Annotated in this window: 12 protein-coding genes and 1 pseudogene; 4 read left to right on the top strand and 9 right to left on the bottom strand. The window is 71.3% G+C overall.

Annotation, left to right across the window (positions count from 1 at the left end; genetic code table 11):
- The 4 genes from FPZ47_RS17130 to FPZ47_RS17115 are packed head-to-tail and all read right to left on the bottom strand — an operon-like array spanning nt 1 to nt 3,922.
- Complete coding sequence (locus tag FPZ47_RS17130) at nt 1–891, bottom strand: PstA family ABC transporter permease (protein ID WP_246133278.1); 891 nt, start codon at nt 889–891, stop codon at nt 1–3.
- A 14-nt stretch (nt 892–905) separates the two neighbouring features.
- On the bottom strand, nt 906–1,916 hold the full coding sequence (gene pstC / locus FPZ47_RS17125) for a phosphate ABC transporter permease subunit PstC (protein WP_144948649.1): 1,011 nt from the start codon (nt 1,914–1,916) through the stop codon (nt 906–908).
- 15 nt (nt 1,917–1,931) lie between these two features.
- A complete protein-coding gene (gene pstS, locus FPZ47_RS17120) occupies nt 1,932–3,053 on the bottom strand; it encodes a phosphate ABC transporter substrate-binding protein PstS (RefSeq protein WP_144948646.1) in 1,122 nt (373 codons plus the stop codon).
- An 11-nt stretch (nt 3,054–3,064) separates the two neighbouring features.
- Complete coding sequence (locus FPZ47_RS17115; RefSeq protein WP_144948643.1) at nt 3,065–3,922, bottom strand: ATP-binding cassette domain-containing protein; 858 nt, start codon at nt 3,920–3,922, stop codon at nt 3,065–3,067.
- Between the two features lie 129 nt (nt 3,923–4,051).
- Here FPZ47_RS17115 and pstS (FPZ47_RS17110) point away from each other — a divergent pair, with 129 nt between their 5' ends.
- A complete protein-coding gene (pstS, locus tag FPZ47_RS17110; RefSeq protein WP_144948638.1) occupies nt 4,052–5,167 on the top strand; it encodes a phosphate ABC transporter substrate-binding protein PstS in 1,116 nt (371 codons plus the stop codon).
- A 47-nt stretch (nt 5,168–5,214) separates the two neighbouring features.
- The gene (locus FPZ47_RS17105; RefSeq protein WP_144948635.1) at nt 5,215–7,209 is read left to right on the top strand and encodes a serine/threonine-protein kinase PknD; all 1,995 of its coding nucleotides are present in this window, start codon (nt 5,215–5,217) and stop codon (nt 7,207–7,209) included.
- 105 nt (nt 7,210–7,314) lie between these two features.
- Here FPZ47_RS17105 and FPZ47_RS17100 read toward each other — a convergent pair whose 3' ends face one another.
- Nucleotides 7,315–8,493 (bottom strand): CoA transferase, encoded by a 1,179-nt coding sequence (locus FPZ47_RS17100; protein ID WP_144948633.1) that lies wholly within the window; start codon nt 8,491–8,493, stop codon nt 7,315–7,317.
- A 13-nt stretch (nt 8,494–8,506) separates the two neighbouring features.
- On the bottom strand, nt 8,507–9,445 hold the full coding sequence (locus FPZ47_RS17095; RefSeq protein WP_144948630.1) for a class I SAM-dependent methyltransferase: 939 nt from the start codon (nt 9,443–9,445) through the stop codon (nt 8,507–8,509).
- A gap of 201 nt (nt 9,446–9,646) precedes the next feature.
- On the opposite strand from FPZ47_RS17095, the gene FPZ47_RS17090 reads away from it, so the two are divergent.
- Entirely contained in the window at nt 9,647–11,293 is a 1,647-nt protein-coding gene (locus FPZ47_RS17090; protein ID WP_144948628.1) for an AMP-binding protein, read from the top strand.
- Between the two features lie 63 nt (nt 11,294–11,356).
- Entirely contained in the window at nt 11,357–12,010 is a 654-nt protein-coding gene (locus tag FPZ47_RS17085) for a cation efflux transmembrane domain-containing protein (RefSeq protein ID WP_144948625.1), read from the top strand.
- Between the two features lie 27 nt (nt 12,011–12,037).
- On the opposite strand, the gene ctpC is transcribed toward FPZ47_RS17085, so the two are convergent.
- The 3 genes and pseudogenes from ctpC to FPZ47_RS17070 all read right to left on the bottom strand — a co-directional run.
- Entirely contained in the window at nt 12,038–14,224 is a 2,187-nt protein-coding gene (gene ctpC, locus FPZ47_RS17080) for a manganese-exporting P-type ATPase CtpC (protein WP_144948622.1), read from the bottom strand.
- 10 nt (nt 14,225–14,234) lie between these two features.
- On the bottom strand, nt 14,235–14,516 hold the full coding sequence (locus FPZ47_RS17075) for a DUF1490 family protein (protein ID WP_144948619.1): 282 nt from the start codon (nt 14,514–14,516) through the stop codon (nt 14,235–14,237).
- A gap of 118 nt (nt 14,517–14,634) precedes the next feature.
- Nucleotides 14,635–14,835 (bottom strand): annotated as a pseudogene (locus tag FPZ47_RS17070) (TIGR03089 family protein); the annotation flags it as partial.
- Nucleotides 14,836–14,903: the final 68 nt, after the last annotated feature.

Below are 14,903 nucleotides of genomic sequence, written 5' to 3'. Positions count from 1 at the left end.
TCACGACTCCGAGTGCCGGCCGGCCAGCCAGGTGACCAGCCGCCCGAGGGCGATCAGCACGAGCAGGAAGACGATCAGCAGAAAAGCCGATTCGTAGGACAGGTTCTGCGCCGACCGGGACGGCTGGTTGTAGAACGTCCAGATCGGATACGTCAGGTACGCCACCGGCGAACCGGTGAGCGCTCCGGTCGGGGGCGAATCGGACCAGCCGGCGGTGTAGAGCATGGGCGCCGTCTCCCCGATCGCCAGCGCCAGCGCCACCAGCATGCCGGTGACGATCCCGGGCAGCGCGCTTTTCAGCACGATCCTGCGCAGCACCCAGCCGGTCGGCAACCCGAGCGCTTCGGCGCCCTCCCGATACGACGTCGGCACCTGGCCGAGGGAGGACTCGGTGGCCTTGGCGATGTAGGGGATGCTCATCACCGACAGCACCAGCACCCCGGCCGCCAGCGAGAATCCCCAGTCGAAGTACACGACGAGCGCCAGGTACCCGACATAGCCGAGCACGATGGAGGGGATGCCGGACAACACCTCGTAGGCGCCGCGCAACACCGAACGCGTTCGGCCGGTGGCGAACTCGGAAATGTAAATGCCCGCCAGCACGCTGACGGTGCCACCCACCAGCACGACCCCGAGGCCGAGGACCGCGGTGCCGATGATGGCGTTGCGCAGGCCGCCGCCACTGCCCTTGCTGTCCTGCACCAGCACGCTGAAGTGGAACACCGGCAGGGCGCGGCCGAGGACGCCGATCAGCATCCACAGCGTCGGGAGGATCACCAGGGCCAGACAGCACAAGCAGGCCGCCCAGAACAGCGTGTCGACGATCCTGCGCCGCGCCGCGACAGCCCGTCGCGGCGGGGACGCCGATATCCCGCCGGTCGTGTCAGCCACCGATTCGTTCACCCTCAGATACCCCGGCCGACCGGCAGCGCGGTGCCCGACGTCCGGCGCACCAGTGCCCGAGCGGCGATGTTGGTCAGTAGCGTGATCACCATGAGCACCAGCCCCGCCTCGGCGAGGGTCTGCACCGCGAAGTTGGTGGAGTCCGTCATCGCCGAATCCAGTTGCGACACGATGGTCGCCGCGATCGTGGTCATGGTCGAGTAGATGTTGGCCGGCATCGCACCCAACATCGCGCCGGAGACCATCGCCACGGCCATCGTCTCGCCCAGCGCGCGCCCGAGCCCCAACACCACGGCGCCGATGACGCCGCTGGACACCCACGGCAGCGTCACCCGGCGCACGCACTCCCACTCCGACATGCCCAGCGCGATGGCGCCCTCGCGCGGCAGCGACGGCACCTGGCGGATCAGGTCGCGGGTGGTGCTGGCGATGATCGGGATGACCATCACCGCCAGCACCAGACCGGATATCAACATGCCTTCTCCGTTGCCGGTGTCGCCGCGGAAGTAGCCGAGCACCGGGACGTCGGGAGCGTTGCGGGCGATCACCGGGGCGACGTGGTGGGCGATGAAGGGCCCGAACGTCATCGCGCCCCACAGCCCGACGACGACGCTGGGGATTCCGGCGAGCAATTCCAGCACCATGCCGACCGCTGCTGCGAGACGCTTGGGCAACCGCTGCGCGATCGCGAACGCGGCCCCGATCGAGACCGGCACGGCGACGAGCAGGGCTATCGCCGAGCTGGCCAGGGTGCCCACGATCAGGGGCAGTGCGCCGTAATAGGCGCCGGCCGGATGGGCCACACCGTCGGTGGTTTCGTTGGCGCCGTAGGTGTTGCCCATGTTCCATTCGGTGCCGGTCACGAAGTGCGGCCCGTTGACCCGGATCGCCGGCAGCGCCTCGATCAACAGCGTCGCCAGCACGAACACGAGGGCGAGCAGCGGGATCACCGCACCCAGGCCACCCAGCCATCGAATGACCAAGCCCTCGCGGCTGAGGTGGCGGCGCGACACCGGGCCCAACGGAACCTAGCCCGCGATCTTGGCGATCTGGGCATCGGACAGCTTGACCACCGCCGGTGGCAGCGGCTGGAAGTGGACCTTGTCGAGGTACGAACGGTCGTTGCCGTCGGTGATCGTCCAGTGCAGGAACGCCTGCATCGTCTGGGCGGTGGCCGCGTCCTTTTGGTGGCTGTCGACGATGGCGTACTCGTAGTTGATGATCGGGTACCCCTCCGCGGCGGGCCCGTCGATCAGCGAGATCGCCTCGTCGGCGGGGGTGGAGGTGAACCCGGCGGCCGCGGCCTGGATGCTTCGGGCGTCGGGCAGCAGGAACTTGCCGGCGGCGTTGCCCAGTTGCGCCTCACCCAATCCCTTCCGGGTGGCCTGGTCCAGGAAGCTGATCCCGATGTAGGCGACGCAGCCGGGAGTGTCGGCGCACCCGGTCACCATGCCGCCGTTGCCGTTCTCGCCGAGCGCGCCGGGCACGTCCGGGAAGTCGACGGTGGTGCCGAAGCCGGGCGACTTGCCCCAGCCGCCGGGGTCCTGCTTGGACAGGTACTGCGTGAACAGGAAGGTGTCACCGGAGCCGTCGGAGCGGTGCAGCGGGACCACCGGGGTGGGCGGCAGACTCACCCCCGGGTTCAGGCCGGCGATCTGCGGGTCGTTCCACGTCGTGACCTTGCCCTGGTACATGGCCGCCAAGACCTTGCCGTCCAGCTTGAGGTGCTCGGTGACACCGGGCAGGTTGTAGTTGATCTGCTGCGCGGAGATGGCCAGCGCGATGTTCATCAACCCCTTGTGCGCGGACATGTCGCCTTCGGACAGGTATGCATCGGACGCGCCGATGTTGACCGCGCCGGCGGTGGCCTGAGCGATCCCGGTGCCCGAGCCGGTGCCCTGGGTGGTGATGGCGACGTTCGGATACTTCTGCTGGTAGGCCGGGCCCCAGAGGTTGAACAGCGGGTAGAGCAGCGTGCTGCCGGTCTCCGACAGGGCCACTTTGGAACTCGCCGGCGTCGTGGCGGGGCTGGTCCCGCCCTGCCCGGCGCCGGACGCCCCACCCCCCGAATTCGAACCGCACGCCGCCGCAGCCAGGGCCACCAGCGCGGCAACCGACGGGGCCAATGCCGTACGCAAACGAACTTTCACGTCGCTACCTCTTATCTCGAGTTACGTGCCTTACCTGACTTTTCCGTGCCTGGAGCAACCCCGCGGCCGCCGAGGAACCCCGCGACGTAACGGGCGGTTTCCGCCTGCTGCGGCGAGTGGAACAGCTCATCGGTGGGCGCCTCCTCGACCAGTCGGCCGTCGAAGAACAGGGCGGTGCGGTCACCGATGCGGGCGGCCTGGGCGAGGTCGTGGGTCACCATGACGACGGTCAGCCGGTCGGCGAGCGAGCGGATCAGCGCTTCGATCTTCTCGGTCGTGGTCGGGTCCAGCGCGGAGGTGGGCTCGTCGAGCAGCAGCACCTGCGGGTTCACCGCCAATGCGCGCGCCAGGCACAACAACTGCTGCTGACCGCCCGAGAGCCGGAACGGCGAGGAGCCGAGCCGGTCCTTGACCGCATCCCACAGCCCGACCTCGGTGAGCCGCGCCTCGGCGACGGCCCTGAGCTGCTTGCGCGGCACCATTTTGTGGGCGCGCACGCCGGCGACCACGTTGTCGGCGACGGACATCGGGAAAGGGTTGGGGCGCTGGAACAACATGCCGACCCTGCGGCGTAACTCCATGCGGTCACCGGCCGCGAAGATGCTCCGCCCGCCCAACAGGATGTCGCCCTCGTGGCGGAAGCCGGGAACCTTGTCGTTCAACCGATTCAGGGTGCGCAGGAACGTCGTCTTGCCCGAGCCGGTCGGCCCCAGCAGGGCGGTGACCGCCCGTTCGGGGAAGTCCAGACTCACCCTCTCGAGCACCGTCGTGGCGCCGAAACCCAGGGTGAGGTCCACCGCCCTCAGCACCGGGGCGGTGACGTCGGCTGCGGCGGCAACCGTCTCGGCGTCGCGCTGTTCACGGGCCATCGACGTTCGATGCTACTTGCTGTCCGTACGTGTGTGCGTAACCGGTCGTTTACATTGAGAGTTTGTATAGTCACTTCGAGTTCACATTGCGGCCACCCGCGGTGGCCCACGACCCTGCAGAGGAGTTGCGTGAAGCTGATTCGACCCGGGGGCGCGGCGAGTCTGCTGGCGGCGGCCACGTTGGTGGTGGCGGCCTGCGGGGGAGGCCACACGGGCGCCTCGTCGTCCGGGTCGAGTGCCACGTCGTCGCCGGTGGACTGCGGCGGGAAGAGCGAACTGCGCGACAGCGGTTCGACGGCGCAGGAAAACGCGATGGAACAGTTCGTCTACGCCTACATCCACGCCTGCCCGGGCCACACGCTCGACTACAACGCCGACGGCTCCGGGGCCGGGGTGCGCAACTTCGTCAACAACGAGACCGACCTGGCGGGTTCGGACGTCCCGCTGAACCCCGACAACGGGCAGACCGACAGGGCGGCGGACCGGTGCGGTTCGCCGGCGTGGGACCTGCCCACGGTGTTCGGCCCGATCGCGGTCACCTACAACGTCAAGGGCGTGAGCACGCTGAACCTGGACGGTCCCACCATCGCGAAGATCTTCAACGGCGCGGTCACCACCTGGGACGCCCCCGCGGTCAAGGCCCTCAACCCGAACGGCGGTCTGCCCTCGGAGCCCATCGTGGTGATCTTCCGCAGCGACCAGTCCGGGACCACCGACAACTTCCAGAAGTACCTCGACGGCGCCTCCGACGGCGCGTGGGGCAAGGGCGCCAGTGAGACGTTCAACGGGGGCGTCGGCCAGGGCGCGAGCGGCAACAACGGCACCTCGGCGCTGCTGCAGACCACCGAGGGATCGATCACCTACAACGAGTGGTCGTTCGCGGTGGGCAAGCAGCTGAACATGGCCCAGATCATCACGTCGGCCGGGCCGACGCCCGTGGCGATCACCGTCGACTCGGTCGGAAAGACGATCAACGGGGCCAAGTTCGCGGGGCAGGGCAACGACCTGGTGCTGGACACCTCGTCGTTCTACAAGCCCACGCAGGCCGGCGCCTATCCGATCGTGCTGGCGACCTACGAGATCGTCTGCTCGAAATACCCGGACTCGGCGACCGGTACGGCGGTGAAGGCGTTCATGCAGGCCGCCATCGGTCCGGGCCAGGTCGGGCTGGACCAGTACGGCTCCATCCCGCTGCCCGGCCCGTTCCAGGCGAAGCTGGCGACGGCGGTCAGCGCGATCTCGTGATGCAATCTCGTGATGCAATCTCGTGACCAGGTGAAGGGAACTCGACGGTGAGCGACACCGAGGCGGCCTCGCGGGGATCGAAGTTCGGGCCATACCGGCTGCTGCGGCTGTTGGGGCAGGGCGGCATGGGGGAGGTCTACGAGGCCGAGGACATCCGCAAGCATCGCGCGGTGGCGCTGAAGCTGATCTCGTCGCAGTACTCGGACAATCCGGTGTTCCGCGCGCGGATGCAGCGGGAGGCCGACACCGCGGGGCGGCTGACCGAGCCCCACATCGTGCCGATCCATGACTACGGCGAGATCGACGGGCATTTCTTCGTCGAGATGCGCCTGATCGACGGCGCCTCGCTGCGCACCCTGCTGGCGGACCACGGCCCGATCGCCCCGGCCCGGGCGGTGGCCATCGTCCGGCAGGTGGCCGCGGCGCTGGACGCCGCACACGCCGTCGGCGTGACGCACCGCGACGTCAAACCGGAGAACATCCTGGTGACCGCCGACGACTTCGCCTACCTGGTGGACTTCGGCATCGCCCGCGCCGCCAGCGACCCGGCGCTCACCCAGATCGGCACCACCGTCGGCACCTACAACTACATGGCCCCGGAGCGGTTCACCGGCAACGAGGTCACCCACCGTGCCGACATCTATTCGCTGGCCTGCGTGCTGGGCGAGTGTCTGACCGGGGTCCCGCCGTACCGGACCGAGAGCGTGGAACGGCTCATCGCCGCGCACCTGCTCGAGCCCGCGCCGCGGCCCAGCGAGCTGCGGCCCGGTCAGGTTCCCCCGGGCCTGGACCAGGTCATCGCCCGGGGGATGGCCAAGAACCCCGAAGAGCGCTACCGCACCGCCGGGGATCTGGCCGCCGCCGCCAACGACGCCCTCACGGCGCCCGAGCAGCGGCAGGCCGCCACGATCCTGCGCGAGGGTGAGACGGCGACGCTGCGGGCCAACGCGCACGACGGCGGCTTTCGCCGAACCGCGCCGCCGCCCAATGCCGACACCCGTGCCGCCCCGGTGCCGTCCGCCGCGGGCGGCGGCTGGCGGGAGCCACCCCATCGACCCGCCGACGGCGGCGGACTCGACCGCGCCGGCCAGTCGACGTACGGCCGGCAGCGCTATGGCCGCGAACCCGACTTCGGCCCCGCTGCGTCCGCGCCCGCCGGGAAGACAAGCGGCAGGAAAAAACTGTGGATCGCCCTCGGCGTTGCCGGTCTCGTTCTCGTCACGGCCGTCGCCGTCACCGGCTACCTGGTATTGCGTCCGTCGCCGTCGTCGCAACAGGCCACCGGGCAAACCGTGCTGCCGTTCAACGGCATCGACTTCCGGCTCTCCCCGGGCGGAGTGGCACTGGACAGCGCCGGTGACGTCTATGTCACCAGCGAGGGCATGTACGGCCGGGTGGTGAAGCTGACCCCCGGGTCCGGCGCTCCGACGGTGCTCCCGTTCGACGGGCTCTACCAGCCCCAGGGTCTGGCCATCGACGGTGCCGACACCGTGTACGTCGCCGACTTCGACAACCGGGTGGTGGCCCTGGCCGCCGGATCCAACAAACAGACCGTGCTGCCGTTCACGGGCCTCAACTACCCCGAAGGGGTAGCGGTCGACGCCCAGGGCAGCGTGTACGTGGCCGACCGGGGCAACAGCCGGGTGGTGAAGCTGGCGGCGGGCGCCACGACCCAGACCGTGCTGCGGTTCACCGGTCTCAAAGACCCCGACGGGGTGGCCGTGGACCCCGCCGGCAACGTCTACGTCACCGACACCGACAACAACCGGGTGGTCAAACTGGACGCCGCGTCCGACACCCCGACGGTGTTGCCGCTCAAAGACCTTTCCGTCCCGTGGGGCATCGCGGTGGACAACGCCGGTGCCGTCTATGTCACCGAGCACGACAAGAACCAGGTGGTGAAATACGCGCCGGGAGCCGGCACGCCGACCGTGTTGCACTTCGAGGGACTCAACACCCCGTTGGCGGTCGCCCTGGGCAACGACGGCAGCGTCTACGTCGCCGATCGCGGCAACGACAGGGTGGTCAAGCTGGCCGGCTGACGGGCCTCGCACGCCGGCCCGGCAGGCGGGCGGGTCCGGAGCGATGACGCGCGCGACGCTGGCCGGCCTGGCGCTGCCCGAGACGCCGGGTCGCGCGCCGACGGATCAGGGCGTGGCGAGGAACTCGTCGGTGTGCGCGCCGACCGCCGGCGGGGGCTCGGCGACCGCCGCCTCGAAACTGGAGTAGCGGGCCGGGGTGCGCACCACCGTGAGGGCGTCCCGGCCGCCGCCGACCCGCAGGGCGAGCTCGTTCTCCGCGAACAGCGGGGTGTCCACGACCTGTTTCCAGGTGTGCGCGTGGCAGGCCATCAGGCCGCCCTCCTGCAGCAGCTCGACCCATTGTGCCGCGGTCCGGGCGGCCAGCGCCGCCTCGAGCTCCTCGGTCAGCTCCGGGTAGTTGAGCGCCCGCGCCCGCTGGTCGACGAACCGTTCGTCGTCGAGCAGGTCGGGCCGGCCGATGAGCTCGCACAGCCTGGCCCAGTGCCTGGGCACGTACGCGCTGATCATCAGGTAGCCGTCGGCGGCCCGGAACGCGTCCGACGGCTGGGTCGCGAAGCCAACCCCCTTGCGTCGCTTGGGTTTCGGCGCCGAATCCGGGGTCGTCTCACTCGGCTTGTTCAGGTGGATCGTGAGCTGGGCGGCTTGCAGGCCGACCGCGACGTCGTACATCGCGACCCGCACGACGTCGGCCACCCCGTGGCGCTCGCGGTGCAGCAGCGCGGCCAGCACCGCCTGGGCCAGCACGTGCCCGCTGGCGGCGTCGACCAGCTGGAACGGGATGATCTGCGGTTTGCCGCTGGGCGTGGGCATCCCGGTGGTCATGCCCGACTCGGCGGCGACCATCAGGTCCACCCCCGGCCGGCTGCCGTGCGGGCCGTTGCCGCCGTAGGCCGACAGCCGGGCATAGACCAGCCTGGGATTGCGGGAGCGCAACTCGTCGGGGCCCAGGCCCATGCGCTCCATCACGCCGGGGCGGAACCCCTCCAGCACGACGTCGGCGGTTTCGGCGAGCCGCAGCACCTGCTGCTTGCCCTGATCGGTGGTCAGGTCCACCGCCACCGACTTCTTGCCGCGGTTGTGCGGCAGGAACAGCGCGGCCAGCGGCGGCCGCCCGGGGAGCACCGCGGTGATGTGGCGGGCCGCGTCGCCGGCGGGCGCCTCGATCTTGACGACCTCGGCGCCCAGGTCGGCCAGCACCTGCCCGGCCAGCGGACCGGCGATGTTCTGGGTGAAATCGAGCACCCGGTAGCCGTCGAGCGGCTTGGGCGGATTGCTGTCTGGCATGGGGCGCCTTCCTTCAGTCTGCCTTCCGCAGCACCGCGGTGCAGTAATAGTTGCGGGCGAACGGCGCCTGCTCGGGGTCGTCGGGGTCCTCGGGGCCGTCGGTCGGCTGCAGCGGCAGCCCGTGCTCGCCCAGCAACTGGTTCAGCGGCGTGCGCACCGGCTGCCAGCCGCGGGCCTCCAGGTAGGTCGCCGCGTCGTTGCGGGCGCCGGGGAAGCCCAGGTCGTCGAGCGCGACGTCCAGGCCGTGCTCCTGCCACCGCGCGGTGGCGGCGTTCAGCGCCTGCGCGTTGACCCCGGAGTTCAGGAACACCTCGGCGACCAGCCGGCTGCCGTCGGCGCTGAGTTCGGTGATGTTGTCCAGCAACCGATCCTGCGCGTCGGGCGGCAGGAACCCCAGTAGGCCCTCGGCCGCCCAGGCCGCGGGTGCGGCGGTGTCGAACCCGGCCTGCCGCAGCGCCGAGGGCCAGTCGTGGCGCAGGTCGATCGGGACGGGCCGCACCTCGGCGGTGGGGTTGGCGCCCAGCTGCGCGATGGTGACGGCCTTGAAGTCGAGCACCTGGGGTTGGTCGATCTCGAACACCGTGGTGCCCGCCGCCCAGGGCAGCCGGTAGGCGCGCGCGTCCAGGCCCGACGCCAGCAGGACCACCTGGCGCACGCCCGCGGTGGCCGCCTCGGCGAAGAACCCGTCGATGTAGCGGGTGCGCGCGGCCAGCATGTCGGTCATGCGTTGCATGCCCCAGGCCGCGCCGGGGACGTCGACGTCGGCGGGGTCGAGTTCGGCCGCGGCCCAGCGGGTGAAGAACTCCACCCCGACCGCGCGCACCAGCGGCTCGGCGAACGGGTCGTCGATCAGCTTGTCGCGGGTCGCCCGGGCCCGTCCCGCCGCCACCATGGTGGCGGTGGCCCCCACGCTGGTCGCCAGGTCCCACGTGTCGTTCTCGGCGCGCGCCATTTGGTCAAAACCCTTCGTCGATGTGCTGGGGTCGATGTACTGGGGTCGATGTACTGGGGACCCACTGGTTAGACAGCGTAACGAGGAATGCCGCGGGACGGTCCGCGGCTCGGTCTCGCCCGCGCGTGGTGACCAAAGACCCCTGCCGGTGGTGGCGATACGCCCCTATCGCCCGGTGGCGGCGCCGGGCACAGTGCAGACGTGATCACACGTGTCGGTCTGGAAGTCCGCTCGCTGCTGCTGTACGCGCGGGCCCGGGGACTGCGGGCGGTGCCGCCCTGGCGCGTCGTGCCGGTGCTGCGCGCGTTCGGCCGCTACGGCCTGCTCGGGGCGGCGACGGCGATCACCGCCGCCCGGGATCCCGACGGTGTCGCGCTGATCGACGAGCATGGCGCGCTGAGCTTTCGCGACCTGGACCGCCGGACCAACGCGCTGGCCAACGCGTGGCGCGGGCGCGGTGTCGGCCCGGGCACCACCGTGGCCGTCATGGCCGGCAACCACCGGGGGTTCCTGGAGGCGGTGTTCGCGGCCGGCAAGTGCGGCGCGGGCGTGGTGCTGCTCAACACCGGCTTCGGCGGCGAGCAGCTCGCCGGCATGGTGGCCCGCGAGGGGGTCGACCTGCTCGTCCACGACGACGAGTACGGCGGCGCGGTCGCCGAGGTACATCCCCGGCTGGGACGTTTGCGGGCCTGGGCGCAAACGCCCGGCCCCGACACCCTCGACGCGCTGATCGAGCACGGTGACACCCGCCCACCGCCGGCCTCCGGCGGCCGGCCCAGGATCGTCATCTCCACCAGCGGCACGAGCGGGGTCCCCAAGGGCGCCGTGCGTTCGGAGCCCTACTCGCTCATCCCGGTCGGCGGCCTGCTGGGCAAGGTCCCGTTTCGCGGCCGCGAGGTCACCGAATGCTGCGCGCCGCTGTGCCATTCGCTGGGCTTCAGTCACGCGATGTATGCGATGGTGCTGGGCTCGACGCTGGTGCTGCGCCGCCAGTTCGAGCCGCTCGAGGCCCTGGCGGACGCGGCCGCGCATCGGGCCAGCGCCATGATCGTCGTGCCGATCATGTTGCGGCGCATCCTCGACCTGGGCCCCGAGGCGCTCGCCGGCCGCGACCTGACGGCCCTGCGCATCGTGTTCGTCGGCGGATCGCAGCTCGGGGCCGAGCTGGCCACCCGCGCGCTCGCCGCGCTGGGCCCCGTCGTCTACAACATGTACGGCTCCACCGAGGTCGCCTACGCCACCATCGCCACGCCCGCCGACCTGGCCGCCGAGCCCGCCTGCGTCGGCGGCGTGGTGCCCGGGTCGGTCGTCAAGGTCTTCGACGGCGACGGGCGCGAGGTCCCCCCCGGGACTCCGGGGCGCATCTTCGTCGGCAACGTGCTGGCGTTCGAGGGGTACACCGGCGGCGGCACCAAGGAGACGATCGGCGGACTGATGTCCACCGGCGACATCGGCCATTTCGAGGGCCATTTCGAGGGCCATTTCGAGGGCCATTTCGGGGGCCATTTCGACGGCGCCGGGCGGTTGTTCATCGACGGGCGCGAGGACGAGATGATCGTCTCCGGCGGCGAGAACGTGTTCCCGGGCGAGGTCGAGGAGGCGCTCGCCGCGCACCCCGACGTCCTCGAGGCCGCGGTCGTCGGCGTCGGCGACGAGGAGTTCGGGCAGCGCCTGCGCGCCTACCTGGTGCCCCGGCCGGGGTCGTCGCTGACCGAGCGCGACGTCAAGGACTACGTCCACGACCGGCTGGCCCGCTTCAAGGTTCCCCGCGACGTGGTGTTCATGGACTCGCTGCCCCGCAACGCGGCCGGCAAGGTGCTCAAACGGGAGCTGAACAATTCGGCGTAAGTGCGCTCACCCCGCGGTGTCGCGGTGCCCGGGCCCGGCCCGCTGCCTCTACCATCGGGTGCAATGACCTCGTCAGCTTCGGTCTCCCGCACCTGCCCGCGCGCAACGGCGCGGGATGCCGCGTGGCGGGCCGGTGCCCGATGGGCGCGGCGGCTGGCCTGGGTCAGCCTCACCGTGCTGCTCGTCGAGGGCGCGATCGGACTGTGGCAGGGCCTTGCGGTCGGGTCCATCGCGCTGACCGGGTGGGCGCTCGGCGGCGGCGGGGAGGCGCTGGCCGGCGCGATGGTCGTGTGGCGGTTCAGCGGCGCCCGCACCCTGTCCGAGACCGCCGAGGCGCGCGCGCGCCGCGGCGTGGCGGTGTCGTTCTGGCTGACCGCCCCCTACATCGCCGCCGAGTCGGTGCGCGACCTCGCCGACGGGCACCACGCCGAGACCTCGGTGATCGGCATCGCGCTGACGGTGGTCGCGCTGCTGGTGATGCCGACGCTGGGCTGGGCCAACCACCGGCTGGGCGCCCGGCTGGACTCGGAGGCCACCGCGGGCGAGGGCACGCAGAACTACCTGTGCGCCGTGCAGGCCGCCGGGGTGCTGGCCGGACTGGCCGCCACCGCGGCCTGGCCGAGCGGCTGGTGGGTCGACCCCGCGATCGGGCTCGCGGTCGCCGCCATCGCGGCGTGGCAGGGCGTGCGGGCCTGGCGCGGCCACGACTGCTGCTGAGCGGCACTGCCGGACATAGAGTGTGCGCTAGTCCAGCCGGTAGCGGATCAGCCGGGAGCTGTTGGCCACCACCGCCACCGACGACGCATTGTGCAGGATCGCGGCCAACACCGGCGACAGGGCGCCGCCGGCCCCGATGGCCAGCCCAACGGCGTTGACCGCGATCGACATGCCGTAGTTCTGGCGGATCACGTCGACCGCCCGGGCGCCCAGGTCCCGCACGTCGAGCAGCCGGTGCAGGTCGTCGTTGGTCAGCGCCACGTCGGCGGTCTCGACGGCGACGTCGGTTCCGGCCAGGCCCATGGCGATCCCGATGTCGGCGGCCGCCAGCGCCGGGGCGTCGTTGACGCCGTCACCGACCATGCCGACGACGAAGCCCTCGGCCTGCAGGGCGCGCACCACCGCGAGCTTGTCCTCCGGCATCACCTCGGCGCGCCACTCGTCGATCCCCAGCTCGCCGGCGACGATCTCGGCGATGTCCGGGTGGTCACCGGTGAGCATGACGATGCGGCGGACGCCGCGGGCGCGCAGCTCGGTCAGCACCTCGGCGGCCTCGGGCCGCACCTCGTCGCGCAGGCTGACCAGCCCCACCAGCGTGCCGTCCACGGCGAGCAGCAGCGGCGTCTCGGCCTGGCGGCGCAGCCGGTTCACCCATTCGGTGGCTTTCTTGGACACCCGCACCTTCTCGGAGCGCAGCAGCGACGGGCTGCCCAGCAGCAGGGTGCGGCCGTCGGCCCGGGTGCGCATGCCCAACCCCACGAGCACCTCGCACTCCTCGTGCGGCGGGATGCTGATGCGGCGTTCCTCAGTCGAGCGGATCACCGCCTCGGCCAGCGGGTGGCGGGAGTGGATCTCCGAGCTGGCCGCGTACGCCAGCACCTGCTCGGGCTCCCAGTCCTGATGCATCGCAACGATATTGGTGACCACCGGGCGCCCGACGGTCAGCGTCCCGGTCTTGTCGAACACGATCGCGTCGACGCGGCCGGCCTGCTCGAGGTGGGAGCCGCCCTTGATCAGGATGCCGCGGCGCGCGCCGTTGCCGATCGCCGCGCTAATCGCGGTCGGGGTGGACAGCCCCACCGCGCAGGGGCAGGCGATCAGCAGCATGGTCATCGCGCGCCGGACGTCGCCGGTGACCAGCAGGGTGAGGGCGGAGACGATGAACGAGGCGGGAACGAAGCGGCGGGAGAAGTTCTCCCCGACGGTCTGGATCGGCGCCCGGTCGTGCTGCGCCTCCTCGACGCGGCCGATGATGCGCCCGATCGCGGTCTCGTTGCCGACGGCCTGCGCGCGCACCACCAGGCGTCCGCGGACCACGACCGAGCCCGCGTGCACGTGCGCGCCGGCCGCGATGCTGACCGGCAGGTTCTCCCCGGTGATGGCCGACTGGTCGACGATCGCCTCGCCGTCGACCACCTCGCCGTCGACGGGGATCGCGACGTGGTCGTGCACGACCACCTCGTCGCCGACCTGCACGGTGTCGATCGCCACCTGCACCTCGGCCCCGTCGTCGGGGCCGTCGGTGAGGCGGATCCAGGCGGTGTCCTGGGTGCCGCGCAGCAGCTCGGAGATGGCGCGCCGGGTCCGGCGCAGGGTCAGGTCCTGCAGGTACTCGCCGATGTTGAGCAGCCACAGCACGGTGAGTGCGACGACGTTCTCGCCGAGCAGCAGGCTGGCCACCGTCGCCACCGACACCAGCGTGTCGGTGCCCGCCTTCCCGGACCGCAGCGCGCGCAACGCGCCGCGCAGGAACGGGTAGCCGGTGAAGATGGCCACGCCGCCGGCCGCCAGTTGGCCGCTCGGCCCGAGCAGCGGTGGCCGCGCGAACACGTAGCGGCGCAGGCCGAGCAGGGCCAGCGCCGCGCCGCCGATCACCATCCGCAGCACGTCGGCGTTGCGGATCTCCGCCGAATGCGGGGCGCGCGCCGGGATCAGTGCGGCGGCCACGTGCGCGGCCTCGCCGATCGCCGCCAGCAGCGCGGGGCGCTCGGCGCGCCGCGGCGAGTACCAGACCACGACGGACCCGGTGCGCGGATAGGCGTGCACGACGCGCACGCCGGGGCACCTGGCCACGGCCTCCTCGACCGCGACCGCGCGCCGGGAGTCGCCGCGCAGCCAGTCGACCTTGACCCGCATGCGTCCGGCCGCGTCCGAGAGCACTGCCGGCTCCTGCGTGGGCGTGTCCGATGCGATGGGGATGGTTCCGGCGGTCATTCCGTCGGGATCAGTGGTCGTGGTCGTGGATGTCGGTGACCGCCGGGGTGGGTGCCTCCTCGCCGATGCGTTCGCGGGCCTCGGCCATCACGTCGGACATCTTCAGCCGCGCCGATTCCGCGGCCTCCTCGGCCTTGCGGGTGCCGCGCAGGCCCAGCTCGGCCGCCGACACCGCGGCCCGGTGCAGCGGCACCTTCTTCGCGGCCCGCACCACCAGGTCGTAGGCGGCCGCCCCGACCACGCCGTGGGCCAGAAATATGGCTCCCTTTGCCAGCACTCCCTGCACCGCCATCGTGCGAACCTTCCTCTTTCCGTGGGCCGGTATCCTGCGTGGTAACGACGTTAACATCGAAATATCGCGATATCAACATGGATCGCCGTCGCCCGGAACGCGCGAGCGGCGGCCCGGCTCACAGCACCCGGGTGACCTTCTCCGTCTCGATCCTGCGCTGCCGTGCCGCGGGGTCGGCCTCGGTTCCGGGCGGGTTGGCCACCTGCACCAACGACGCGCCGACGGCCAGGATCGCCAGCAGGTGCTCGACCAGTTCGTCCGGCCCGGTCCACGACGCGCTGGAGTACACGCGATCGCCCGACGTCAAACCCCTTGCCGCCGTTTACACGGGTATCGTGCCAAACGGTGTGCAGGCGGCGGCCGTCGCGGGGGCGGTACACCTGGTGG

This window comes from Mycobacterium helveticum (assembly GCF_007714205.1).
GTDB lineage: Bacteria > Actinomycetota > Actinomycetes > Mycobacteriales > Mycobacteriaceae > Mycobacterium > Mycobacterium helveticum.
This window is presented reverse-complemented; position numbering and strand designations above follow the sequence as displayed.

What these genes read in the sequence shown, in the direction of transcription:
- FPZ47_RS17115 (WP_144948643.1), bottom strand. Translation starts at nt 3,922, where the DNA reads ATGGCCCGTGAACAGCGCGACGCCGAGACGGTTGCCGCCGCAGCCGAC.
- FPZ47_RS17100 (WP_144948633.1), bottom strand. Translation starts at nt 8,493, where the DNA reads ATGCCAGACAGCAATCCGCCCAAGCCGCTCGACGGCTACCGGGTGCTC.
- FPZ47_RS17095 (WP_144948630.1), bottom strand. Translation starts at nt 9,445, where the DNA reads ATGGCGCGCGCCGAGAACGACACGTGGGACCTGGCGACCAGCGTGGGG.
- FPZ47_RS17085 (WP_144948625.1), top strand. Translation starts at nt 11,357, where the DNA reads ATGACCTCGTCAGCTTCGGTCTCCCGCACCTGCCCGCGCGCAACGGCG.
- ctpC (WP_144948622.1), bottom strand. Translation starts at nt 14,224, where the DNA reads ATGACCGCCGGAACCATCCCCATCGCATCGGACACGCCCACGCAGGAG.
- FPZ47_RS17075 (WP_144948619.1), bottom strand. Translation starts at nt 14,516, where the DNA reads ATGGCGGTGCAGGGAGTGCTGGCAAAGGGAGCCATATTTCTGGCCCAC.